The 23319-nt window shown below is 70.1% G+C and carries 27 protein-coding genes and 1 pseudogene; 11 read left to right on the forward strand and 17 right to left on the reverse strand.

Annotation, left to right across the window (positions count from 1 at the left end; all coding sequences use genetic code 11):
• Positions 1-100: 100 nt before the first annotated feature.
• The gene (locus tag ACFYL6_RS25220; protein WP_387174791.1) at positions 101-559 is read left to right on the forward strand and encodes a peptidoglycan-binding protein; all 459 of its coding nucleotides are present in this window, start codon (positions 101-103) and stop codon (positions 557-559) included.
• Between the two features lie 108 nt (positions 560-667).
• Here the strand turns inward: ACFYL6_RS25220 and ACFYL6_RS25225 are convergent, their stop codons facing one another.
• From ACFYL6_RS25225 to ACFYL6_RS25245, 5 genes are all read right to left on the reverse strand, one after another.
• Positions 668-1786: a Gfo/Idh/MocA family protein gene (locus tag ACFYL6_RS25225; protein WP_387174793.1), complete on the reverse strand. Its 1119-nt coding sequence runs from the start codon at positions 1784-1786 to the stop codon at positions 668-670.
• A complete protein-coding gene (locus ACFYL6_RS25230; RefSeq protein WP_387174795.1) occupies positions 1756-2466 on the reverse strand; it encodes a ThuA domain-containing protein in 711 nt (236 codons plus the stop codon). The genes ACFYL6_RS25225 and ACFYL6_RS25230 overlap by 31 nt, the downstream gene beginning before the upstream one ends.
• Before the next feature lie 594 nt (positions 2467-3060).
• Positions 3061-4536: an RICIN domain-containing protein gene (locus ACFYL6_RS25235; protein WP_387174797.1), complete on the reverse strand. Its 1476-nt coding sequence runs from the start codon at positions 4534-4536 to the stop codon at positions 3061-3063.
• Between the two features lie 29 nt (positions 4537-4565).
• Positions 4566-6005 (reverse strand): glycoside hydrolase family 43 protein, encoded by a 1440-nt coding sequence (locus ACFYL6_RS25240; RefSeq protein ID WP_387174799.1) that lies wholly within the window; start codon positions 6003-6005, stop codon positions 4566-4568.
• 36 nt (positions 6006-6041) lie between these two features.
• The gene (locus tag ACFYL6_RS25245; RefSeq protein ID WP_387174801.1) at positions 6042-7463 is read right to left on the reverse strand and encodes a family 43 glycosylhydrolase; all 1422 of its coding nucleotides are present in this window, start codon (positions 7461-7463) and stop codon (positions 6042-6044) included.
• A gap of 381 nt (positions 7464-7844) precedes the next feature.
• Between ACFYL6_RS25245 and ACFYL6_RS25250 the strand changes: the two genes are divergently transcribed.
• The gene (locus ACFYL6_RS25250; RefSeq protein ID WP_387174804.1) at positions 7845-8276 is read left to right on the forward strand and encodes a GNAT family N-acetyltransferase; all 432 of its coding nucleotides are present in this window, start codon (positions 7845-7847) and stop codon (positions 8274-8276) included.
• A 19-nt stretch (positions 8277-8295) separates the two neighbouring features.
• On the opposite strand, the gene ACFYL6_RS25255 is transcribed toward ACFYL6_RS25250, so the two are convergent.
• Both ACFYL6_RS25255 and ACFYL6_RS25260 read right to left on the reverse strand, forming a co-directional pair.
• A complete protein-coding gene (locus tag ACFYL6_RS25255; protein WP_387174806.1) occupies positions 8296-9171 on the reverse strand; it encodes an endonuclease/exonuclease/phosphatase family protein in 876 nt (291 codons plus the stop codon).
• Positions 9172-9321: 150 nt separating this feature from the next.
• Positions 9322-9948 carry a disulfide bond formation protein DsbA gene (locus ACFYL6_RS25260; protein WP_387174808.1) on the reverse strand — a complete coding sequence of 209 codons (627 nt, stop codon included), beginning with the start codon at positions 9946-9948 and terminating at the stop codon, positions 9322-9324.
• Here ACFYL6_RS25260 and ACFYL6_RS25265 point away from each other — a divergent pair.
• Both ACFYL6_RS25265 and ACFYL6_RS25270 read left to right on the forward strand, forming a co-directional pair.
• Positions 9947-10531 carry a MarR family winged helix-turn-helix transcriptional regulator gene (locus ACFYL6_RS25265; protein WP_387174810.1) on the forward strand — a complete coding sequence of 195 codons (585 nt, stop codon included), beginning with the start codon at positions 9947-9949 and terminating at the stop codon, positions 10529-10531. The genes ACFYL6_RS25260 and ACFYL6_RS25265 overlap by 2 nt on opposite strands.
• Positions 10532-10560: 29 nt before the next feature.
• Positions 10561-11091 (forward strand): GNAT family N-acetyltransferase, encoded by a 531-nt coding sequence (locus tag ACFYL6_RS25270; RefSeq protein ID WP_387174812.1) that lies wholly within the window; start codon positions 10561-10563, stop codon positions 11089-11091.
• Positions 11092-11158: 67 nt separating this feature from the next.
• Here ACFYL6_RS25270 and ACFYL6_RS25275 read toward each other — a convergent pair.
• The 9 genes and pseudogenes from ACFYL6_RS25275 to ACFYL6_RS25315 all read right to left on the reverse strand — a co-directional run.
• Positions 11159-11290: pseudogene (locus tag ACFYL6_RS25275) on the reverse strand (ArsR/SmtB family transcription factor); the annotation flags it as partial.
• Between the two features lie 56 nt (positions 11291-11346).
• Complete coding sequence (locus tag ACFYL6_RS25280) at positions 11347-11886, reverse strand: SUKH-4 family immunity protein (protein WP_387174814.1); 540 nt, start codon at positions 11884-11886, stop codon at positions 11347-11349.
• Complete coding sequence (locus ACFYL6_RS25285; protein WP_387174815.1) at positions 11883-12425, reverse strand: SUKH-4 family immunity protein; 543 nt, start codon at positions 12423-12425, stop codon at positions 11883-11885. The genes ACFYL6_RS25280 and ACFYL6_RS25285 overlap by 4 nt, the downstream gene beginning before the upstream one ends.
• The gene (locus ACFYL6_RS25290; RefSeq protein WP_387174817.1) at positions 12422-12952 is read right to left on the reverse strand and encodes an endonuclease; all 531 of its coding nucleotides are present in this window, start codon (positions 12950-12952) and stop codon (positions 12422-12424) included. The genes ACFYL6_RS25285 and ACFYL6_RS25290 overlap by 4 nt, the downstream gene beginning before the upstream one ends.
• Complete coding sequence (locus ACFYL6_RS25295; RefSeq protein WP_387174819.1) at positions 12945-13439, reverse strand: hypothetical protein; 495 nt, start codon at positions 13437-13439, stop codon at positions 12945-12947. The genes ACFYL6_RS25290 and ACFYL6_RS25295 overlap by 8 nt, the downstream gene beginning before the upstream one ends.
• Before the next feature lie 4 nt (positions 13440-13443).
• Positions 13444-13767, reverse strand: a complete 324-nt coding sequence (locus ACFYL6_RS25300; RefSeq protein ID WP_387174820.1) for a hypothetical protein — start codon at positions 13765-13767, stop codon at positions 13444-13446.
• Positions 13764-14186, reverse strand: coding sequence for a YbaB/EbfC family nucleoid-associated protein (locus ACFYL6_RS25305; protein WP_387174822.1), 423 nt, complete (start codon positions 14184-14186; stop codon positions 13764-13766). The genes ACFYL6_RS25300 and ACFYL6_RS25305 overlap by 4 nt, the downstream gene beginning before the upstream one ends.
• Positions 14187-14315: 129 nt before the next feature.
• A complete protein-coding gene (locus tag ACFYL6_RS25310; RefSeq protein WP_387174824.1) occupies positions 14316-15332 on the reverse strand; it encodes a sensor histidine kinase in 1017 nt (338 codons plus the stop codon).
• On the reverse strand, positions 15325-16020 hold the full coding sequence (locus tag ACFYL6_RS25315; RefSeq protein WP_387174826.1) for a response regulator transcription factor: 696 nt from the start codon (positions 16018-16020) through the stop codon (positions 15325-15327). Before ACFYL6_RS25315 ends, ACFYL6_RS25310 begins: the two co-directional genes overlap by 8 nt.
• Before the next feature lie 160 nt (positions 16021-16180).
• On the opposite strand from ACFYL6_RS25315, the gene ACFYL6_RS25320 reads away from it, so the two are divergent.
• Complete coding sequence (locus ACFYL6_RS25320; protein WP_387174828.1) at positions 16181-17260, forward strand: NAD-dependent epimerase/dehydratase family protein; 1080 nt, start codon at positions 16181-16183, stop codon at positions 17258-17260.
• Here ACFYL6_RS25320 and ACFYL6_RS25325 read toward each other — a convergent pair.
• Positions 17232-18599, reverse strand: coding sequence for a hypothetical protein (locus tag ACFYL6_RS25325; protein ID WP_387174830.1), 1368 nt, complete (start codon positions 18597-18599; stop codon positions 17232-17234). The two genes, ACFYL6_RS25320 and ACFYL6_RS25325, sit on opposite strands and share 29 nt — an antisense overlap.
• Before the next feature lie 148 nt (positions 18600-18747).
• On the opposite strand from ACFYL6_RS25325, the gene ACFYL6_RS25330 reads away from it, so the two are divergent.
• From ACFYL6_RS25330 to ACFYL6_RS25355, 6 genes are read left to right on the forward strand one after another with little or no spacing between them, the layout of a single operon-like run.
• A complete protein-coding gene (locus tag ACFYL6_RS25330; protein ID WP_387174832.1) occupies positions 18748-19425 on the forward strand; it encodes a glycosyltransferase family 2 protein in 678 nt (225 codons plus the stop codon).
• Complete coding sequence (locus tag ACFYL6_RS25335) at positions 19422-20102, forward strand: DUF2064 domain-containing protein (protein ID WP_387174834.1); 681 nt, start codon at positions 19422-19424, stop codon at positions 20100-20102. The genes ACFYL6_RS25330 and ACFYL6_RS25335 overlap by 4 nt, the downstream gene beginning before the upstream one ends.
• Entirely contained in the window at positions 20099-20806 is a 708-nt protein-coding gene (locus tag ACFYL6_RS25340) for a class I SAM-dependent methyltransferase (protein WP_387174836.1), read from the forward strand. The genes ACFYL6_RS25335 and ACFYL6_RS25340 overlap by 4 nt, the downstream gene beginning before the upstream one ends.
• Positions 20803-21969 carry a molybdopterin-dependent oxidoreductase gene (locus ACFYL6_RS25345; protein WP_387174838.1) on the forward strand — a complete coding sequence of 389 codons (1167 nt, stop codon included), beginning with the start codon at positions 20803-20805 and terminating at the stop codon, positions 21967-21969. Before ACFYL6_RS25340 ends, ACFYL6_RS25345 begins: the two co-directional genes overlap by 4 nt.
• Entirely contained in the window at positions 21966-22391 is a 426-nt protein-coding gene (locus ACFYL6_RS25350; protein WP_387174840.1) for a hypothetical protein, read from the forward strand. Before ACFYL6_RS25345 ends, ACFYL6_RS25350 begins: the two co-directional genes overlap by 4 nt.
• A 43-nt stretch (positions 22392-22434) precedes the next feature.
• Entirely contained in the window at positions 22435-23274 is an 840-nt protein-coding gene (locus ACFYL6_RS25355; protein ID WP_387174842.1) for an S-methyl-5'-thioadenosine phosphorylase, read from the forward strand.
• Positions 23275-23319 lie beyond the last annotated feature (45 nt).

Here is a 23319-nt window from a genome sequence, read left to right on the forward strand (position 1 = left end):
CGGCTCCTGTCCGGTCTGAGCAGCTAACGAAACGATGGTGTGGCAAGCCGCGCGACGCGGTGTCGCGTGTGCGTCCCGCACCTCGACCACGGGGGTTCCCATGATCCGACGTCTCCTTCGCCTCGGCCTGACGGTCGCGCTCGCCGTCACAACCGTGGGCGGCGCGGTGGCGATAGCCGCGCCCGCCCAGGCCGCCCTGCCGCACTGCAACGGCGCGGGCGTCTACACCTCCACCTGGTCCGGCGCCCGGGGCTCCACGGCCTGGATCCCGGCGTACGTCTCCAGCACCATCAACTTCAACTGCCTGCTGACCCGCGGCGACCACAGCTCCGGCGTCGGTGAACTGCAGCGGACGTTGCAGGGGATCTACGGGAAGTACCTGGGCCCCAACGGCGTCGACAACGACTTCGGCGGCTACACCCAGAGCGCGGTGCGTAGCGTCCAGTCCGACATCGGGATCTCGGCCGATGGCGAGTACGGGCCGCAGACCCGCGACCACCTGTGCTGGCGGTGGACCGGCAGCGACAACTCCTGCATCTGGCTCAACAACAACCACTGAGCAGGCGCGGGGCGCGCCACGGGGGTGTCCCGCGATCGACCGCCTCGGCTTCGGCCGGGGCGGTGCCCTTTCCGCAAACCGAGGCGTCTCGGCCCGGTCCGGCCCTCTTCAGCGGCCGTTTGGGTCGTACGCCTTCCAGTCCTCGACCGGAGTGAGCGGAACCGGCGCGGGCCGCTCCACCACCGTCGTCAGCTCGATCCGCCGGCCTTCCGTCGCCGAACGGAGCAGGCTGGTCATCGTTTCGAGTACGTGCAGTGCGACGTCGCCGTCAGCGCGCGGCGGACGCTTATCGTCGGCTTTGACGAGGTCGATCAGACCGATGCCCCGGGAACCCTTGGCGTAACCGGCCCGCGTTTCGAGAGCGCGCCATTCGGTGTCGCCGAGCGCGAAGAGGCGGACCTCACCGTCGAAGTAGTTCGGATCGGGTACGGCGAGCGTGCCGGCCTCCCCGTGGACCTCGATCGGCGCCGCCGTCGTCCGGACGCCGTCGAAGCTCGTCGTGATGGTGGAGAGAGCACCGTTGGCGTGCTCGAGGACGCCGGTGAGGTGGGTGTCCACCCCCACCGGGATCCGCTCGCCGGTGCGTGGGCCCGAGCCGATGACGCGCTCGGCACGTAGGCGGCTGGCGGCTCCGGTCACCGCCCGGACCGGCCCGAGCAGGTGGATGAGCGCCGAGATGTAGTACGGCCCCATGTCCAGCATCGGGCCGCCGCCCGGTGCGTAGTAGAAGTCGGGGTTGGGATGCCAGCGCTCGTGCCCCGGCGTGACCATGACGGCCGACGCGGACATCGGGCGTCCGATGAGCCGGCCGTCGATCGCCGCCCGAGCCGTCTGCGTACCCGTGCCCAGGACGGTGTCCGGCGCGCACCCGACGCGGACGCCGGCCGACGCGGCCCGTTCGATGGTGGAGCGGCCGTCCGGGAACGTCACGGCGAGCGGCTTCTCGACGTACACGTTCTTGCCGGCGTCGATCGCGCCCAGCGAGACGTCCGCGTGCGCCGCGGGGATGGTGAGGTTGAGCACCGTCTGCACGTCCGGGCGGGCGAGCAGACGCTCGACGCTCATCGCCTCGGCTCCGGGGATCGTGGCCGCGACCGCGGCCGACCGGGAGGCGTCGAGGTCGGCCACCGCGGCGATGCTCACCTCGGGGTGGCCCGCGAGTGTGTCCAGGTAGGCGCGGGAGATGACCCCGAGACCTACGACGCCGACGCGGTGCGGGTCGCCCACACCATCCCCCTCTCGATGACGGTACGGACGCTCGGGTGCTCCAGCACGTCCAAGCTGTGCCCAGGGGTCGTCACGACGATGCGCCCGGCACCCCACCGCCGGGTCCAGATCGCCGGGGAGGTGACCGGTCGGTGCCACGGATGCCACGGCTGGGTCGGGTGGGTGGTCACGGCCAGTACGTCGATCAGGTCGTCGTGCAGCACCCAGTACTGCTCGGTGACCAGGTCGAAGTCCTCGATTCCCGTGGTGACCGGGTGTTCCCGGCCGAGGTCGGTAACGCGCACGGTGTGCGGCAGGAAGTTGTCCTCCGGACCACCGTGACGCTCACACGGCTCCAGGCCCGGATGGGTCGCGAACTGGCCGCCCACCAGATGCAGGTATTCGGATGACGCGCGGAACGAGTCCACGATGCCGCCGTGCCAGCCGGTGAAGCCGGTACCGGCGATGACCGCCGCGCTGAGGCCCGCCACCTGGTCCGCGGTGATCTGCGACATCGTCATGCACTGCACGACGAGGTCGGTCTCGGCCATCTCGGCGGCATCGGCGTAGATCTCTGTCGACTCCTCGACCCGTACGGCATAGCCGCTGCGTTCGAGGAAGGGCAGGAACAACTCGGTCGCCTTGACCGGCTGGTGCCCCTCCCAACCGCCCCGAACCACCAGTGCTCTCGGCTGCGTCACCCTCGCTCCCTCCCACGGTCCGACAGAGCGCCCATCAACGGATCAACCGCTGCGGCGGTTACCCCACTGGCGAGGGCTCTGGACCGAGCCCCGGCCGCCGAGGTGCTGCCCCTTCCCATGCGGTTGAGGCGAGGCGACCTTGCCCTTCGCCCGTCGGGCAGCCCGGTTCGCGGGAACGGCAGGCGGGTCGGTCTCGGCCGTCTCTGAGGTGTCGGTAGCCACCGCGGGGGCTTCCTGGGCGGGCTCAGGCTCCGGCATCGGGTTCTCCTTGGATTGGTGGGGTCCCACGGGCCGTCGACGGCCGGCGGACGCCGACTGATCGACGCCGGGGTGCGCACCTTGACGGTAGCGCAACGCCAGGCCCACCTGAGTGTCCCCCCACGCCGATGGGACAGCGTTACCGACTTCCTCCCAGCGCAGCCCGAGCCCCAGGCCGCGACCGCATCGATGCCCCCGTACCTCGATGGTGGTCCTTCCCGGGGTAGCCGGGACCGCCGCTTTGCCGCTCGGACAACGACGGGTTGCCGACATGCAACCCGTCGTTGTCCGGCTCGGAAAGGCCAGCGTGGATCGGTCGTCAGGTCGGAGCGACCGTCAGACGGTGGTGCGCGACCACTGCTGGTTGGTGCCGGAGTTGCACGCGTACTGCTTGAGGACCACCCCGTCCGCGGTCGACGCGGCCGGTACGTCCACGCACTTGTTGCTGTGCCGTGCCCGGAGCTGAAAGTAGCCGCCGTTGGCGACCATCTGGAACTGCTGGTTGGCACCGGTGCCGCAGGTGTACTGGACGAGTTCCGCGCCGTCGGCGGTCGACGCGCTCACCACGTCGAGGCACTTTCCGCTGTGCCGGCTGACGATGCGCCAGTAGCCGCTGCCGGCGTCCTGGAACTGCCACTGCTGCCACGCACCGCCGCTGTACGTGTACTGGCCGACGCGCGCGCCGTTGTCGGTGTTCGGTTGCTGGACGTCCATGGCCTTGCCGCTGTGCCGCACATCGATCCGGTAGAACGTTCCCGTCGACGGCGGCGGCGTGGTCGGACCACCGTCGACGGTGTCGCCCCACGCGTACCGGATCCGGTCCGCGCCCGAGGTGTTGCGGACGGTCAGGTTGAGGTCGGTGCCGCTGCCGCTGAGGGCGAACATCGAGTACCAGTCGTAGCCGATGCTGCCGGTCTTGCCGCCGAGGGCGGGCCAGTAGGTGCCACCCATCTGGTTGTCGCGCATCACCTGGGCCATGGCGCGGATGTAGCGCACGAAGTTGTCCGTGCTGCCCGCGTCGGCGTAGTTGCGGCCGTCGTTCATGGGCGCGCCGAACTCGGTGGCGACCGCCCGGGAGGCGCAGGTGCCGAGGCGGGCCTGGATGTGGCTGCGGAAGGCGTCGTAGGTCATCGCGCCGTAGAAGAAGGCGTAGTAGTGGAAGGACAGCAGCGTCGCGTTGAATCGGCTGTCTGTGCAGATGTCGCGCAGGTCCTGGCTGAAGCCGGTGCCGCCGATGAGCACCCGGCCGGGCACCGCCGAGTAGTGGTAGCTGAGCCAGTTCGCCGCGACGTTGCGCCACTCCGTCGAGCTGTAGCCGTGCGGCTCGTTCATCGGCTCGAAGTACACGTTGGTGTTCGAGCCGTACGTGTTGGTCACCGTGGACCACATCGCGTTCCAGGCGGCGAGGTTCGTGATCCTGCCGCCGGAGGCGGCGCCGTCCTCCCAGTAGGCGAGGATGACCTTGAAGCCGCGGGCGGTGGCCGCGTCGATGGCGCCGCGGTACGCCTCCCACCACGCCGTCCCCACCGTGTGGGTGTTGATCGGCAGCCGGACGGTGTTGACCCCCATGGTGGACGCCATGTCGTCGTAGAGGGCATTGGCCTTGGCCCGCACCGTCGCGTTGCTGTCGGACATGCTCAGGCCCTGCACGACGAGCGGACCGGTCTTGAAGTTGTCACCCAACACGGCCCAGTTCATGCCTCGGAACTGGTTGGTGGCGGCGGTGGCCGGCGACGACGCGACGGCGACGATGCCAACCAGCGCCGTCAGCGCGGCCACCAGGGCGGAGAGCACCCGTCGATGTAGTGCCACAGTCGGAACTCCTTGAAGAGGGACCAGGGTCAGCTGGTCACGCGGAAGGTGGCGTCGGCACGGCTCTGCGCGTCGGACACCGGGTCGAGCCGGAGTAGGTAGGCGTAGTGCCGGAGGTAGCGGTCCGGGTGGCTGTAGGACTGGAACGACGTCCACGCGGAGTTGGCGAGGCCGGCGACCTGCCGGAAGGTGGCGTCGGCGGCGAAGGTGGCGGTGCCGTCGTTGGCTTCCAACCGGAAGTCGAACCCGTAGTGGCGCAGGTAGTAGCCCGGGTAGTTGACCGACTGGATGGAGACCGTGCCGGAGCCCACCAGGCCGGGCACCACCCGCCACTGGCCGTCCTGGGCGGGGCTGACGTTCGGGTCGATGCGGACGTCGTAGTCGTAGTGCCGTACGTACCGGTCCTGGAAGTTGTACGACTGGATCCGGCTGACCGCGGTGGCCGGCCAGCGGGCGAGCACCCGGTTCTGTTCGGCAGCGGTCAGGTTGAGGATCGAGCCGTGCCGTTTCTTGGTGCCACCCATCGCGTACGAGCCGGACGCCGGCAGCCGGTAGCTGCCCGGGCTCGACGGGTCGGTGGTCAGGACCGGCAGGTAGCCGCGTCCGCTGGAGTACTGGTCGAGGTAGAGGACCCACTCGTTGCGGGCGTTCATCTTCATCCACATCGGGCCTTCGACCTGGGAGCCGGTCAGCCCGATGCCGGAGAGGTTCCCGAGGCTGGTCCAGGTGCCGAGGATGGAGTTGCTGCCCTCGATGGCGATCTGGCCGTCCCGGGAGGCCCGAACGTAGCGGTAGGAGCCGACACCGGCCGGCACCTCGACGATCTGGGTGTCGATGATCTCCTGGTTTCCCGGCCGGTCGACGTAGACCTGCGGCGTGGTGACGCTGCGGAAGTTCGCCGTACGCGCGTAGTAGATGCGGTGCTTGGTCACCCCGTTGAGCGGGACGTTCGTCGCCCAGTAGAGGACGTAGTCACCGGTGGCCGGGTTCCAGATCGCCTCCGGAGCCCAGGCGTTGCGCCCGTCCGGGATCGCGCCGGCGACGTTCAGCAGCCACGGCGCCGACCAGTTGACCAGGTCGGTGGACTCCCACACGACGAGGTTGCGGCTGCCGTTGTTGATCGCGGTCGACCAGTCCTGGCCGCAGCCGATGCACAGGTCCGTGGCGATGATCCAGTACCGGTCGCCGCCGGGTGAGCGGACCAGGGCGGGGTCGCGGACGCCGCGGGTACCCACGGTGGACCGCAGTACGAGCCCACCGTTGTTGAGGTCGTTCCAGCGTAGGCCGTCGGTGCTGTGGGCGAGGTAGATCTGCTGGTCGGTCGAGGACTCGCCGGTGAAGTGCGCCATCAGGTAGCCGACGGTCGGGTCGAGCGCGGCCGCCTCCTTCGGTGTCGCCGCCGACCAGGTGGTGAACAGCAGGCACGCGGCGACCGCAACCGCACCGAGCCGGGCGAGGACTCTCGACATGTGTCTCTCTCCTTCGCGGGTGGGCGTAAGGGTCAGCTAGAGGGTCGGTACGACGGGGCGGATGGTGCCGTCGGTGTTGAACTCCATCCGGTCGATGGCGGTCTCGCGGTTGGTGCCGTTGCCGGCCGGCACCGCGAACCGGTGGTAGGCGATGTACCAGGTGTCGCTGCCGGGTGCCCGGACTACGGAGTGGTGGCCGGTGCCCTTGATGCCAACGTCGAGCCGCTTCTGCAGCACCACGCCGCGCCTGGTCCACGGCCCGAGGGGTGAGGAGCCGGTGGCGTAGGCGACCCGGTAGTCCTCGCTGCGCGTGTCGTTCTCCGACCACATGAAGTAGTAGAGACCGTTGCGCTTGAACACGAACGGCGCCTCGTTGTAGCCGGATGGCGTGATGACCCGCGCCTGCGCCATGTCGAACGAGACCATGTCGGAGTTCAACCGCACCGCCCTGGCGACGCCCTGGCCCCAGTACAGGTACGACTGCCCGTCGTCGTCGGTGAACACCATCGGGTCGATCGCCTGCCCGCCGGAGAACTGGTCGCCGCGGACGAGCGGTCGGCCCAGCGCGTCGCGGAACGGTCCGGTGGGGCTGTCGGCCACCGCGACGCCCAGTTGTTTGGCCGTGGTGCCGCTGGCCGCACCACCACTGAAGTACAGGTAGTAGCGGCCCTTGGCGGTGGCCACCGCGGGTGCCCAGGCCGAGTTGTCCGCCCAGGACACGTCCGGACCGTGGTCGAGGATCACGCCGTGGTCGGTCCAGTTGACCAGGTCGGTGGAGGAGAACGCCTTGTAGTAGGTGCCGCCCCAGCTCGCGTAGCCGTCGGTGGTCGGGTACAGGTAGTAGCGACCGTTGAGGACGGCGAGGTGCGGGTCGGCGAAGAGGCCCGGGATCACCGGCCCTTTGGTGGTCTTGGGCGCCCAGGGCGCGACGAGGCGGAAGGAGCTGTCCGCCCGGAAGGCGGCCGTGTCCTGGTAGGCGTCGAGCCAGAGCGCGAAGTCGCGGTGCCGGATCCGCCGGTTCGGGTAGTTGTACGAGGCGAGCGCGACCGATCCGCTGACCGAGCCGTCCACGGCGCAGAAGGTGGCGTCGGCCCGGAACGCCGCGTCGCCAGTGTTCGGGTCGACCCGGAGCCGGTAGTCGCGGTGCCGCAGGAACATGCCGGTCTTGGTCTGGAACGAGTAGCAGGCCGGCGACGCCAGACCGTTGACCACGGTGAAGGTGGCATCCAGCTTGGTCTGGTTGGCGCTGCTGGAGGTGACCGGGTCGAGCTGACCGAGATAGTCGATGTGGCGTACGTACCGTCCGGCCTGGTTGACCGCCTCCAGCGAGACGGCGCCGGTCTGCAGCGTGGCGGCATGCGCCGGCCCGTCAGCCATGACCACGACAGCCGCAGCGGCCACGGCGGAGAGCACGAGCAGGGCACGCAGACGCGTGGTCGATGCTCCCGACAGAATCACCGTCCCGGCTCCTCTCGCAAGATCATCTATGTTAGCGTTAACAAGCGCACGCAGTGTCCGGGCTCAGGCTTGAGCGGCCCTGGCGACGGGTGAAGTGTTCGCATGCGGCGCCTCTGACGCGTCACGCGACCGCAGGCACAATGTGTTCGGTTCGTTAACTTCGCGTTGCGGACAAGTGTTAGCGATCGCATCTACGAGTGTCAAGGGATCGACGATTGCCGCTCCCCCGCGACCCCCCCGTCACGGCGCCCGTCATCCAGAGCCCCGTGCTCGTCCGGATGGCGTGGACGCAACGGGTTGGCGGGAACGATCAGGATCACCTCCGGATCCTGCCCCCGGAAACCGGTTGCCCGTCGCCGGGGTCGCGCCGAAGATCGGTCGATGCCCAGTGACCAGACGACCCCCGACTTCTCGATCAAGCCCACCCTCACCGGGGAGTGGGTGATCCTGCGGCCCTTCGTCGACGACGACCTGGACACCTTCCGGGCGGCGGTGGCCGACCCCGAGGTGGCCCGGCTGACCGGCAGCCCGGCCGACGACGCTCCCGACGAGGAGCGGTTGCGTTCCTGGTACGGCAGTCGCAACGCGCAGACCGACCGACTCGACCTGGCGGTCGTGGACCGCGCCACCGGGGCCTGCGTCGGCGAGGTCGTCCTCAACGTGCGGGTGTACGAGAAGGTCGGCTTCGTCGTCGAGGGTGTGCTCCGGCAGGTCCTGCGCGACGGCGACGACTGGGTTGACGCCACGGTGATGTCGATCCTCGCGCCCGAGTGTGCGGCGCACCGGGGACATCCCGAGCGCCGAGGTTCGTAGCCGGCGGAGGGCGAGGGTGTCAGCTCTGGATGGAGAACGTGGCGACGACACCGTTGTGGTCGGACCTGGTGGCACCGACGATGTCGTAATCGGTCATCCACATCAGCTGGTACTCGGGCAACCGCTTCCAGAAGTAGACGTAGTCGATGTGCCGGTTGCCGTGCGTTCCGGTGCCCTTCTCGCCGTAGAGGTTGTAGTTGGAGCGCAGGTTCGGCAGCTCGTTGGCCTCGAAGACCTGCCACGGGAACTTCGCGTACCCGTAGCTCCGGTCGGCGCTGAAGTCGACGTTCAGGTCACCGCTCACGATGACCTGGCCCTCGGCCTGCTTGTCGACCGCCAGATCCTTGAGAGCCTGGAACTGCGCCTCGGCACACCTGGTGCGCGGTAGGTCCTCCGGCCGGCCGGCGGTTTCGATGCTGGCCACCGCATGGGCGTTGATGTGGGTCACGTTGCGGCCACTGGCCTTGTGCCGGTACTTGACCCAGTTGTTGTAGCGCGCGGGCGGCACCTCGCCGGGACCGTTGGTGTCACAGACGAAAATCGAACCCTTGTCGAGTACGTCGAACATGCTCTTCTTGGCGATCAACGCTTCGCCGGCCTGGTTGGTCCCGCCCGGCGCGTACAACCACCAGCCGTTGTTGTCGGCCCAGCTCTCCAGGAACGCCTTGCGCGCGCCGACCTCGTTGAGACCGACGAGGTCCGCCTTGGACGCGATCAGGTTCAGGTCGTGCACGAAGTCGGCCTGGCTCAGCCCGTAGTAGATGTTCAGCGTCGCCGCCTTGAAGCCCACGCTCGCCGCAGCCGCCGGGGCCGCCGGCAACAGGGCCGCCACCAGCGCGACCGCGCCCGCGAGAGCGCCCACGGCGCGGGCCGACCAGTGCGTTGTCCTGCGCATCGATGTCCCTTCGCACAAACCGCCGTCGATGGCGGCCAACGCACCTTATCGATTCGAGCCGACGCCAAGAGGAACGCCCGGTGACCAAGGATCGACAGACCTGGGTCGAACCGTGCGGGGTGCCCGGCTCCCCCGGCAGGCGTGGTGGAGCTACGCGAACGTGAGGCCATCGGATCGGGCGCGCTTGAGCTCGGAGAAGGCCCGGCAGCCGGCGAGCAGGCGGGCGCCGTCGAAGACACGGACGGCCTCCTCTCCACGAGGGATCGAGGTCAGCACGGGACCGAAGAAGGCCACGTCGTCGATGACGACCGTCGGAGTGCCGAGGTCCTCGCCCACCAGTTGCTGGGCTCGGGCGGTGCTCGCCCGCATCTGCGGGTCGACGTCGCCGCGATGGGCGACGTCGGCCAGGTCGGTGGGGAGGCCGGCCTCGGCCAGGGCCAGCGGGACGACGGTGTCGAAGTCCTTGTCGCCGGCGTCGTGGATCCGGCGGCCGAGCGCCGGGTACAACCGGGCGAGGGCGGCGGAGCCGTGTTGCACGGCTGCTGCCACGCACACCCTGGCCGGCCCCCACGCGCGGTCGTTGAAGTCGCGGTACCAGGGCTCCAGATCGCGATGCTCGTTGAGCACCGCGAGGCTCATCACCTCGTACCGCAGGGTGAGCGGCCGCATCTGCGCCACCTCCATGAGCCAGCGGGAGGTGATCCAGGCGAACGGGCAGGACGGATCCACGTACGCCGTGACCACCGGAGCTGACGTTCGCCTCGAATTGTCTTCCATGGAAGACAACTTATCTTCCCCGGAAGGTAAGATGCAACCCGTGGATGACGACCGGATCGCCGACATCGTTGGTCAGTGGGGCCGAGAGCGACCAGACCTCGACCCCACTCCGCTGCTGATCATTGGCCGGATCCAGCAACTGGCGGCCGTACTCGATGCGGCCCTGCGGCCGCCGTTCGCCGCCGCGGACCTCGGCAACGGCGACTTCGACGTGCTCGCGGCGCTGCGCCGCGAGGGCGAGCCATACACGCTCACGGCGGGCCAGTTGAGCCAGCGGATGCTTGTGACCACCGGAGCGGTGACCAAACGGGTGGACCGGCTGATCGCCCGCGGCCTCGTATCCCGCTCGGTTTCCGCGGCCGACGCGCGCGGCCGAGTGGTCGGGCTGACTCCGGCGGGAGTGGCGTTGACCGACCGGCTCATCGAGGAACACCTGGCGAACGAGGCGGCCATCCTTCGCGGCCTCAGCGACAGCGACCGCAGAACGCTTGAGCGCCTACTGGCGGCGATGAGTCGAACCCTGGGCTCCGGCGATTTCGGACCTAAGGACGGAGGTCCGGCCGGAGAACGGCCTCGGTCGTGATCGGCCAACGCCCGGACTACCATTCCGCCATGGACGACACCACCCGCGGCGTACGGATCAGACGCGGCGGCCCGGGCGACGCACCCGCCGTACTGGACATGCTCGACTCCGCGGTGGTCTGGATGAATGAGCGCGGCAACACCGAGCAGTGGGGCACGACGCTGTTCTCGGAGAAACCCGAGCGGGCGGAACAGGTCGATCGGTACCTGACCGAAAACCTTCCGTACATCGCGGAGGTGGACGGGGCCCCGGCCGCGGCCCTGGTGTTGGACTCCGGGCCCGATCCGCGGGTACCGATCGCGCCTGTGGAAGAACCCGAGCGGTACGTCCGCCTCCTGGTCTCCCACCGACGATTCGCCGGCCGGAAACTCGGGTCGGTCCTGTTGGCACACGCCGTGGAGGAAACCCGACGAGCCGGCGTGCGGTTGCTACGGGTCGACTGCTGGGCGGGCGGTGGTGGCGAGTTGGTGACGTACTACGAGCGCCACGGGTTCACGCCCACCGAGACCTTCCTTGTCGGATCCTGGCCGGGGCAGGTGCTGGCCCAGCGGGTCGGTTGAGCCCGCGTCAGGTGGATGAGGCCGGCGCATCGGCGGCGGCACCGGCAGGGGCATTCTCGCGGAGCATGTTCAGCAGCCCGGGAAAGCGTTGTTCCACGTCGTCGTAGCGAAGGGTGACCAGCCGGCGGATGCCGTCGACGCGCGTGCGGATCAGGCCGGCATCGCGCAGCACCTTCATGTGGTGCGACACGGTCGACTTGGGCTCGCGGCGCCCGGTGAAGCAAGGAGAATTCATGGAGGATGCAGACGTGGAACCTAGCCGCTGGTGGATTCCAGCTGCTCGAAGGCCAGGCTCCACCAGGACTTCGGGTCGGCGAACGCGGACGAGTCGACGTCCATCAGCTCCTCGCGGATGGCGGCGGCGCGGGCGGCGCGGGCCCGGCCGCCCGGGTCCGTCGCGATGAGCTGCCCGAGCCGGTAGAGGAATTCGACGAACGCGGCGAAGGTGGCGTTGACCGTCTCGAAGTTGGGGGTCTCCAGGTCCAGCATCACGACGGCGCCGGTCAGCGCGTCGAGGCAGAAGAGCAGCTGCGGGTCCTCCGGCGAGCTGCCGAGGACGATGTGGATGCGAGGGCTGGCGTCGCCGATCTCGATCTTCAGCTTGGAGAACAGCTCCAGGCCGGAGACGTCGACGTCGACCGTGAACAGGATCGGCACGTCGACCGGGATGGCCCCGAACGGCGGGAAGACCTCTGGCGTCAGCGGGCCGAGGACGTCGTCGAACCGGTCGATCGGAAAGTAGATCATCCCGTCCGCGCCCCAGAGCGCCGTGAGCTCCTCATGTGTCGCGGTCAATCGTCCGTCTCCTCGTCCTCGTCGTCGGGCGTGGTCAGACCGTGCTCGTCGAGGAAGCCCCACCACTCGTCGTCGTCGAAGCCAACCTCGCCGTACCCGGCGCCGAAGACGTAGTAGGCGAGGAACGAGTCGAGGTCCGGCGCGACGTCGAGGAACAGCTCACGCATGAACCACTCGTCGGTGGTCTCCGCCGGGAAGTACCAGACCGCGCCGGTGTCGCGTCGGATCAGCAGCGGCTCGTCGTTCAGCGTGCCGATGACCAGCCACTCGGCGGGTTCGTCGGCGACGCCGGTGAACTCGGGCATCTGCTCGAGGTAGTACTGGATGTCGTCGAGGTCCGTGAGTGCGGGCAGGTCGAACGCACCGGCCAGGATGCCGTTGGCGGTCTCCAGCAGCTCCCGGACCGGCTGCGGCAGCTCGGCGGGAATCTGGTCGGCCGGAGCGCCCTCGTTGATCTGTGCCCACGCCAACGTCGCCGGCTGGTCCGCCTCCAGGTCGGTACGCAGCTCCGCGATGAGCTCCCGCAGCTCGGGATTCAATCCACTACCTCTATTCGGATCGGTGTGCCATCGGGCAGGTTCTTGATCTGATGCCAGATTTGCCCGCCGACATCCCAGTTTGTTCTGCCGTGCAGGAGCTTCAGATTACTAACGTCGTCGGCGCCGCCGAGTTGCAGCTCCCACACATGGTCGGGCTGCTGCTTGCGGAGTCGGGCAGCGAGGGCGTTCGCCATCTTCTTGTCGTGGGGCCAGTACTTGTCGAAGATCTTCTGCCGGATGCGCTTCTTGTAGTCGGCGGTGATCTTCTTGTCCCGGCCGACCGGGTTCGCCTGCTTGAACAGCTTGCCCTCGTCGCTGAGCTTCTTCAGCGCGTTCATCTTCCGGTCAAACTGGCCGCGCGCGTGGAACGGCCTGCGCTGCACCTTGATCGTGACCTCGGGCAGGTCGTTGTTACGCACCACCGGCTTGGCGGCGGCTTTCTTCACCGCCGCGCGGACGCCCTTGCCAACCCTCGGCTTGCCAGCGCCGCCGCGCTTCTTCGAACTCTTCGGCGCCCTGCTAGGCATCGAGGAGCTCCTGGATCACCTGGTCGATCAGCAGACCGACGATCTCTCGGGTGATTATCTGGAAGATCGGGATCTCGGCCAGCGACGCGCCGAACGTGACGACGGCGGTGGCGATCGCCTGCGCCACCTCGAAGGCGAGGATCGCCAACTGCACGATCACTTGGATCTTCAGCGCGAGCACGATCGCAGCGGCGATGATCAGCCCGGTGCCGATCAACATCGCGGCCTGGGAGTAGTCCGACAGCGTTCCGGGGCCGCTCTCCGGGTTGGACCACCACTTCTGGAACGCCTGCACCGACTCGCCCTGGTGCTGCGACCAGATCGCTGCCGCAGCCGAGCCGGCCTCGCCGGAGGCGTCGGCGACCGTGCCGGAGAAGTCCAGCCAGGCCTGGCCCATCTCGAACAGCTTTTCCTCGTCGGCCTCGGGCCAGGTGTAGCCGATCCAGCCGAGTGCCGTGATCAGCTCACCCGGCAGTTGGAGTCCCATGCCGTCACCCCAGCATTCCCTGGATGTCCCGCAGCGCTCCCGCGGCGGCTTCCTCGACCAGCTCGAAGTTGTCGGCCATCTGCGTCAGGTCGCTGCCGGCCGAGCCGATCTCCTCGGCGGCCACGCCGATGCAGTCCAGAACCCAGGTGGACGCCTCCGTGTAGGCGATGCCGATCAGCGAGCCGATGTCGTCGGCGCCCCACGGCTCGCCGTACCCCTGCATCTGTGCCTCGAAGCTCTCCAGCTGCCCGATGAAGCGTTCGGCGGCGCCGATGACCTCGTCGCCGCCGGAACGCAGCAACGCGGGATCGACCTCGAAGCCGCTCATCGGGAACCTCCCCGGGCCATCCGCTCCTGCGCGTCCGTGAGCGCCTGCAGGAACGCGCCGAGCCGGGGCACAGCCGTGTCACGAACCTGCTCCAGTTGCTCGGTGAGCTGCGAGAGGTCACCGGAGGCCAGGGTCGGGCCACCGCCGCGCATCGAGTCGATCGCCGCGTTCACGGCCTCCATCACGTGGTCACAGACCTCGGCCGCGCCGAGCCGCATCATCCGCGGGTCCAGCGTCAGAGACTCCAGCCGGCCATCAGCGCCGAACTCGGCACGGACCTGCCCCTCGGCGGACTCACCGACCCGGCGCAGGCGCGCGGCCTCCTCGTCTTCCGGCGCAGCGCTGGTGGCGCGCAACGCGCCAACCGTCGCGTCCAGCATGCGAGCGAACTCCCCGCTCACCGGCTCATTCACCGACATGCGCCCTCCATCGATCGCGTCCGAGACAAGGGAAAGCGTAGTCAGATCCGGCAAACAGTGTGGACCCGTGAGGCAGGCTATCCATCGAGGGCCGTCGACGGTCTCATCCCGCTACCCCGAACGTTTCCGTCAGGCGGTGGCCAGCCGGACCATGAACTGGCAGCCGTCGGGGGTGTTGCGCACCTCGACCCGGCCTCCGTGTGCCTCCACCAGGCCGTGAACGATGGCCAGCCCGAGCCCTCCGGACGCCCCACCGTCGCCCGGTCCGGGCGTGCGGGCCGGTTCGCCACGAAACGCGATGTCGAACAGCCGGGGAAGGTCGGCCGGGGGGATGCCGCCACAGGTGTCGGCAACCGAGAGCCAGGCGTGGTCCTCCTCTCGGCCGGCTTCGATACGTACGGTGCCGTCCTCCGGGGTGTAGCGGACCGCGTTGAGCAGCAGGTTGGCCACGACCCGAGCCAGCTCCGGTTCGCTCGCGGCAACCGTGGGCCATCCCGACTCGCTGGCCACCAGCTTGATCCGGCGAGCGTTCGCCAGCGGGGTGGTGCTGGCCAGCGCGTCCGAGACCACCTCTCCGAGCGGCACCGCCGTCAACGACAACCGCAGCGCTCCCGCGTTGATCCGGGACAGCTCGAACAGGTCGTCGACGAGTCGGGTCATCCGGTCGGTCTCCAGCCGGATCCGTCGGTGGTACTCGTCGACCGTGTCCGGATCACGAACCACCCGGTCCTCCAGCGCCTCCGCCATGGCCCTCAGCCCGGCGAGCGGCGTACGCAGGTCGTGGGAGACCCAGGCGACCAGATCGCGTCGGCCCTTCTCCAGTTGCCGTTCCCGCTCCCGGGCCTGGTCGCGCCACACCGCGGCGCGGGCCAGTCGCCGGCCGAAGTGCCCGCCGACGGCGAGGCTGACCACCGCTGCCGCCGCGACGGTGATTAGGACCACCTCAAGGTCGTGCGCGGAGAGGAACATCGCTTCCGCGACCGCCATCACCCCGACCGCGACGGCGACCACAGTGGTGGTGAGCAGCACGCTGAGGTGCACGGTGATCGAGCTGCGCCGAAGGGCGCGGAGCAGCACCGCGCCGGCGAGCCCGATGCCCAGTGCCGCGCCGAGGGCGATCGCGAAGATCAGGAGTACGTCACGCATGGGCCGGCTCGTAGCGGTAGCCGACACCCCAGACGGTCACGATCCGCTGCGGATCGGCCGGGTTGGCCTCGATCTTCTCCCGCAGCCGGCGTACGTGCACGGTCACTGTCGAGTGGTCCCCGAAGTTCCAGCCCCAGACCTGCTCAAGGAGTTCGGCCCGGCCGAAGACCCGGGACGGGTGCCGCATGAGGTGGACGAGCAGGTCGAATTCGCGCAGCGTCAGGGCCAGGTCAGCACCGGCGAGACGGGCGGTCCGGGAGGTCGTGTGCACCACCAGGTTGCCGTCGGTGAGCACCTCCGGCCGCTCGGGTGGCGTCCCACCGCCGGCGCGACGGAGCACCGAACGGACCCGCAGCACCAGTTCCCGGGGGGAGAAGGGTTTGGTCAGGTAGTCGTCCGCGCCGAGCTGCAGCCCGAGGATCCGGTCGGACTCGTCACCGCGCGCGGTCAGCATGACGATCGGTACGCCGTCCGGCCGTACCCGCAGCGCCCGGCACACCTCCAGGCCGTTGACCAGGGGCAGCATCAGGTCGAGCACGACCAGGTGTGGTGCCTGCCGCTCCACCGCCGCCAGTGCCGCCGCGCCGTCGGCCGCGAGGCTCACCTGGAAGCCGTCGTTCTCGAGGTAACGACGAATGACGTCGCTCACGGTCTGATCGTCGTCGACCACCAGCACACGCTGTGTCACGAACCTTCCCCGTTCCGACCCGTCAACGTCTCCCCCGAGTTGTCCATCGGCCCAGCGTAGCCACGCACCGGGGTCCGCCCGCACCGGCAAATCTTGCGAGGTCCTTACGGCTGCGCGCGCAGACCCACCCCGGCGCGCGCGAGGTCATACGGTGACCGGAATGCGGATCCTTGTCACCGGTGCGGCCGGGTTCATCGGCTCACACGTCGCCGACCTGCTCAGCGAAGACGGGCACGAGGTGGTGGCCGTGGACGCGCTCCTGCCCGAGGCACACGGTGCGACAGCGCCGCCCTGGGCCGAGCGGCACGACCTCGTGGTCGGCGACGTACGCGACAGCGAGCTGCTGACCCGATTACTAACCGGGGTCGACGCGGTCTGCCACCAGGCGGCCATGGTCGGCCACGGCATCGACCCGGCCGACGCCCCCCGGTACGCCGCACACAACGACCTCGGCACGGCCACCCTGCTCGCGGCGATGCACGCCACCGGGGTACGCCGACTGGTGCTGGCCAGCTCGATGGTGGTCTACGGCGAGGGCCGCTACCACTGCCCCACCCACAGGATCGTCCGGCCCGCCGGCCGCCGGGCCGTCGACCTGGCCGAGGGCCGGTACGAGCCGACCTGCCCTCGCTGCGACCGGGCACTCTCCCCCGGTCTCGTGCCCGAGGACGCGCCGCTGGAGCCGCACAGCACGTACGCCGCCACCAAGCTGGCCCAGGAACACCTCGCCGGCGCCTGGGCCCGGCAGACCGGCGGATCGGTGTGGGCCCTGCGCTACCACAACGTCTACGGCCCGCGAATGCCCCGCGACACCCCGTATTCAGGGGTCGCGTCGATCTTCCGGTCCGCCCTGGCCGCCGGCCGACCGCCCCGGGTACTGGAGGACGGTCGGCAACGGCGCGACTTCGTGCACGTGACCGACGTGGCCACGGCCAACCTGCTGGCCCTCACGACCCCGGCACCCGATCCCCTGACCCCGGTCAACGTCTGCTCGGGCGAACCGCACACCGTCGGCGAGTTGGCCCACGAGCTGGCGTCGGCGATGGGCGGGCCAGCGCCCGTCACGGTCGGGGGCGGGCGGGCGGCAGACGTGCGGCACGTGGTGGCCGATCCGGCCCGCGCCGCCCGGCTGCTCGGTTTCACCGCCCGAATCGGTTTCGCCGCCGGCATCGCCGACTTCACGACCGCGGTGATGCGGGATCCGGCATCGGTCACGACACCGTCCACAGTAGGTGGTTGACGGCGAGCGCGGTGGCGGCCTGGGCCGCCAACCACCACCGTCGGTGGCCGTGCGGCAGGTGCGCGGTAGCGACCAGCAGCCAGACGGCGAACGGTAGCCAGATCCGCTCCGTCTCGGCCTTGCTGAGCCCGGACAGGTCCGCCGCGAGCACGGCCACCGCCGCCGCGACGGGCAACCACACAGTGGGTCCGGCGCTGGCGATCCGCTGTCCGAGGGCCGTCGCGAGCGGTGGGCGCGGTGCTCGGATCGAAACGGCGGCCACCATTGCCCGTCGCAGTGCCGGCCCGACCACCGGGCCGGCCGAGAGCAGCAGAGCGGCGAGATTCGCCCAGACCCAGTAACCGTACGGACGTTCCGCCGCCCACCCCTGGTAGTAACGACGCGCCACCAGGTGGTAGCCGTCCAGCCACCAGAACCCGGCGAGTGTGAACACGGCGACGACGGCCCCGACCGCCGTCGCCGCGACCAGGAGCACGCCGAGGCGATCCCGCGCCCGGAGCAGCAGCACTGTCAACGCGAGCACCCCGACCAGGACGAACCCGTACGACAGGTAGAGCGCGAAGCCGAGGAGCAACCCGCCCAGTGCGGCCCCGGGCCGGCCGCCGACCGCCAGCAGCGCCAGCCCGGCGGCGACCACCGCGGCGAAGATCCCGTCCGCGGACGCGCCCACCCAGACCGCCCCAGGGAGGAGCACCAAGAACGGCCACACCGCCCGGGCCGCGTCCTCGACGCCGAGCGCCCGCAACGTCACCGGAACCGACACCGAGACGGTGGCGCCGAGCAGCACACAGGCCAACCCGGCGGCGGTCCCACCGCTCAGGCCGATCCGCTCCAGCCAGACGAAGAGCAGCAACGCTCCCGGCGGATGGGCGGCGGTGTGGGTGGACCACGAATCGGGTTGGAAGTCGAGGATCCGGTCGGCGAAGCCGGCCAGCATGATGCCGACGTCCGTCACCCGGGGCACCTCGTGCAGGTACTCGGCCTGCACGGTGAGCCGCTCGGTCAACCCCGCGGACCAGCCGTCCACCAGGGCCAGCGACAGCGTCCAGAGCACCGAGGCGAGATAGCCGACGAGTAGCAGCCGCCGCCACGGCGTGTCGGTTCCCCAACGCGTGCCCCGCCAGACGAACAGCGCCGCGACGAGAAGCGCGGCGGGAGTACCGGGCCCCAGGTGGGGCTGCCAGGCGGCGTAGAGGGGCGCCGCGTCGGCGTGCAGCCGTACGCCCTGCTGGTTGAGCAACGCGCCGACGACGACGGCGACGGCGAGCAGGGCCACCTCGGCGCCGAGGACGATCAGGTCGGCGGACCGGGGTCGTCCCGGCCTGGTCATCATGGTCATGGTGACGGCCGACGATACGACCTCTGACCAGGGATCCGACAGCCAGACGGTGAGACGTCAGGGAGTCGTAAGAATCGGTTGCCGTGTAAGCGATTCGTAAGGACGAACGGCGGTCCGGACGGCCCGGGGCGGGCCTAGCGTCGCCGGTATGCACACAACGATCGACGTGGTGCTGCCCTGTCTGGACGAGGCGGCCGCACTGCCTGCCGTACTGAGCGGTCTGCCGCCCGGCTACCGCGCCATCGTGGTCGACAACGGCTCCACCGACGGTTCGCCGGTCGTCGCGGCCGCGTGCGGGGCCCGGGTCGTCCACGAGCCGCGACGCGGGTACGGCGCGGCCGTGCACGCCGGCCTGCTGGCGGCGGAGGCGGATCTGGTCTGCGTACTCGACGCGGACGGTTCGTTCGATCCAGCCGAGTTGCCCCCGCTCGTCGCGGCGGTGCTCGACGGTCGGGCGGATCTCGCCGTCGGGCGGCGTCGGCCGGTGTCGGCGGATGCCTGGCCGTGGCATGCCCGCACCGGGAACGCGCTGGTCGCCGCGTCGCTGCGGCGTCGCGGGGTGCCGGTGTACGACATCAGCCCGATCCGGGTGGCCCGCCGGGCGGCGCTGCTGGGCCTCGGTGTCAACGACCGAGCGTTCGGCTACCCCCTGGAGTTGCTGCTCCGGGCGGCCGAGGCGGGCTGGCGGATTCTCGAGCTGGACGTCGCGTACACGCCTCGGGCCGCCGGCACCAGATCGAAGGTCTCCGGGTCGGTCCGGGGCACGTGGCGGGCGAGCCGGGACTTCGCCGGAGTGCTGCGCGCCGACGTCGGTGGTGGCCGGTGAACGTCCTGCTCCTGGTCGCGAAGGCACCGGTCCCCGGGCTGGCCAAGACGCGCCTCTGCCCGCCCGCTGATCCCACCCAGGCGGCCCGGGTCGCGGCGGCGGCGCTGTTGGACACCCTCGCGGCGGTGCGCGCCACCGCGTCGACCATTCCCGTGTTGGCCCACACCGGTCGGTTCGCCGATGCCGAGTACGGCGTGGAGTTGACCACCGCGTTGGCGGGTTGGCACCTGCTCGCGCAGCGCGGCGCCACGTTCGCCGACCGGCTGGCGAACGCCCACGCCGACACCGCTGCGGCGTTCCCCGGCCGACCGGTGCTGCAGATCGGCATGGACACGCCGCAGATCCGGCCGGCCCTGCTCACCACCGCGCTACAGCGACTCGCCGAGCACGAGGCGGTGCTCGGACCGGCGCTCGACGGTGGCTGGTGGGCGCTCGGGTTACGCGATCCGTCGTACGCGAACGCGTTACGCGATGTTCCCATGTCGACCGACGACACCGGTCGCCGTACCCTCGACGCCCTGCGTGGGCACGGCATGGACCCGGCGATCCTGCCCGTTCTGCGGGATGTCGACGATTGGTCGTCGGCGCTGGCGGTCGCAGCCGACCTACCTGGCACCCGGTTCGCGGAGGCGGTCGCGTCGGTGGGCGATCAGCTGGTGAGTGGACGCCCCCGGTGACGTCGACGATCAGCCTCGACGGTTTCGGTGTGGCGCTGGGCGGCGGGTGGCCCGCCGACCATGACGGGTACGGCACACCGGTCGCCGCGGTGCCTGCGACCCAACCCGACCACTGGCTGGTGTACACCGATGGGCGACGTGACCTGTTGCCGGTGCGGCGCTGGCACGGCCCGCCGGAACCGGCAGTCGAGTCCGTCGCCGCACGCTGCGCCGGACCCACCATCGATCTCGGTTGCGGCCCCGGCCGGCTGACCAGGGCACTGGCCCAGCGCGGCCTCGTCGCACTGGGGGTGGACATTTCCGCCGAGGCGGTACGGCTGACCCAGGGCCGGGGTGTGGTCGCCCTGCGACGCGACGTCTTCGCACCACTTCCCGGCGAGGGGAGGTGGGCGCACGCCCTGCTCATCGACGGCAACATCGGCATCGGTGGCGACCCGGTCCGACTGCTACGCCGGTGCGGCGCCCTGATCGCGGCCGACGGAACGCTTGTGGTCGAGGTGCAACCCCCGGGGGCCGGGTTGTGGCAGGGGCAGGCGTACGTCCTGTCCGGATCGTGCGGCGACCGGGAACTGCGGGGACCGGCGTTTCGGTGGGCGCGGGTCGGGGCGGAGGCGGTGGCCCGTACCGCCGCCGCTGCCGGGCTGCGGGTCGCCGACCGTTTCCGGTTCGGTGGACGCTGGTTCGCCGAGTTGGCGCGCCCATGATCCGCCGCCCACGCCTCCCGGTCCCCGAGGACTTCACGGCGCCCTCGCACTCGCCGCTGGTCGCCGCCCGACTCGGCCTCTGGCTCGGGGCGACCTTCGGGCTGTGTTTCGGCACCGGGCTGCTCAGCCACTACCTCCAGCACCCGCCGGGCTGGTTCACCTGGCCGACCCGACCGGTCAACCTGTACCGGGTCACCCAGGGCGTCCACGTGCTCTCCGGTGTCGCGGCCGTTCCGTTGCTGCTGGCCAAACTGTGGAGCGTCTACCCCCGGCTGTTTGTCCGGCCGCCCGTGCGCCAGCCGATCCGGCTGTCCGTCCACGCCCTCGAACGGACCTCCGTCCTGGTGCTGGTCTGCGCCGCGTTCTTCGAACTGGTCACGGGCCTGTTCAACGTCGCCCAGTCCTACCCGTGGGGCTTTTTCTTCCCGACGGCGCACTACGCGGTCGCCTGGCTGGTGGCGGGCGCGGTACTGCTGCACGTCGCGGTGAAGCTCCCGGTCGCCCGCGCGGCGCTGGGCACGCCACTGCGGGGCGGGAGAGCGGTGCGGGCCGCGGCACCGCGGCCTGACGATCGGGACTCGGCGCAGCGGCGCGCGTTCCTGCGTACCTCGGTGGGCGTCGCCGGCATCGCCGTGCTGGCCACCGCCGGGGTCACCGTGCCGTGGTTACGTCGGGTGTCGCCGCTGGCATGGCGTTCCGCTTCCGGGCCACAGGGCATACCGATCAACCGTACGGCGGCTGCCGCGCGCATCGCCGTTCCGCCGAACTGGCGGCTGGAGATCGTTTGGCCGGGCGGGCGAAACACCCTGTCCCTCGCCGAACTGGCGGCCCTGCCGCACCGCACGGCGGAGTTGCCGATCGCCTGCGTCGAGGGCTGGAGCGCATCGGCCCACTGGACCGGCGTGCCCGTCGTCGAGTTGCTCCGCTGGGCCGGCGCACCGACCGGCCGACCGGTTCGGGTCACCTCGCTGGAACCCGACGGCCTGTACGCGGCCAGCACACTGCCGGCGGCCCATGCCCGTGACGCGCTGACCCTGCTCGCCCTGCGGATCAATGGCGAGCAACTGTCGCCGGACCACGGGTACCCCTGCCGACTCATCGCCCCGAGCCGGCCGGGCGTCCTCCAGACCAAGTGGGTGGCACGGTTGGAGGTACTGCGGTGAGAGTGGTCCGGCTGCTCCTCCTCGTGCTCGGTGCCGCGGCCACCGCGTACGGCGGTTGGCTGCTCCTCCCCCAGCTCGGTACCACCCTGCCGTGGCTGATCGGCGGCCCGGTCCTGCACGACGTCCTGGTGGCACCGCTGGTGGGACTGGTCGGGCTGGCGCTGGGCCGACTGGTGACGAACCGGTTACGCCTGGCCTGGATCGCGGCGGGCCTGATGGCCAGCGCCACGTTGCTACTGATCGCGGTGCCCCTGCTGTGGCGACCGCCCTCGGCGCCGCCGAACCCGGGCCTGCCGGACCGCAACTACCCGCTGGGGCTCGTTGTCGGGCTGGCTGTTCTCTGGGCCGCGATCGTGCTCGTTCTGGTCGTCGCCACCGCGGTCAGTCGGCACGTCACGGACCGACGAACCGACCGTCCCTGAGTCGGCCCCACGAGCTCTGCAACGTCACCCGGGAGAGGCACCCATGTCAGCAGCAGGCACCAGCACGAGTGACCGCCCACCGATCGGCGTGATCGGGGGATCCGGTTTCTACGAATTCCTCGACGACATCACCGAGCACACCGTCGACACCCCCTACGGGCCGCCGAGCGACACGTTGTCCATCGGCAGTCTCGCCGGGCGGCCGGTGGTGTTCCTGCCCCGCCACGGACGCCGGCACACCCTCCCCCCACACCGCATCAACTACCGGGCCAACCTGTGGGCGTTGCGCGCACTCGGCGTCCGCCAGGTGCTCGCACCGGGCGCTGTGGGCGGCCTGCGACCGGATCTGGGCCCCGGGACCCTCGTCGTACCGGACCAACTCGTCGACCGGACCAGCGGTCGCACGCAGACCTACTACGACGGCCAGCCAGGCGCGGACGGGCAACTCCCCCAGGTCGTCCATGTGCCCTTCGCCGACCCGTACTGTCCGGTCGGACGATCCACCGTCCTCGACGCCGCCCGCAACGCCGGTTGGCAGCCGGTCGACGGCGGAACCATGGTCGTCATCGAGGGGCCGCGGTTCTCCACCCGCGCCGAATCACGGTGGTACGGCCGGGAGGGCTGGTCGGTCGTCGGCATGACCGGCCACCCCGAGGCGGTGCTGGCCCGCGAGCTGGCACTGTGTTACACCGCGCTGTCCCTGGTGACCGACCTCGACTCGGGCGTCGAGGTTGGTGAGGGCGTGACCCAGCAGGAGGTGTTCACGGTCTTCGCCCGGAACATCGATCGTCTGCGCCTGCTGCTCGGCGACGCGGTGAAGACATTGCCGGCGGACCAGGGGGCCTGCCCGTGTGGACAGGCGTTGGCGGGTATGCCGTCGTAAGAGTTCGGAAAGGATTCGCGAACGGTTCGACGGCAACCGCGGCCG

It is taken from the genome of Micromonospora sp. NPDC007208, assembly GCF_042869175.1.
GTDB classification, from domain to species: domain Bacteria; phylum Actinomycetota; class Actinomycetes; order Mycobacteriales; family Micromonosporaceae; genus Micromonospora; species Micromonospora foliorum.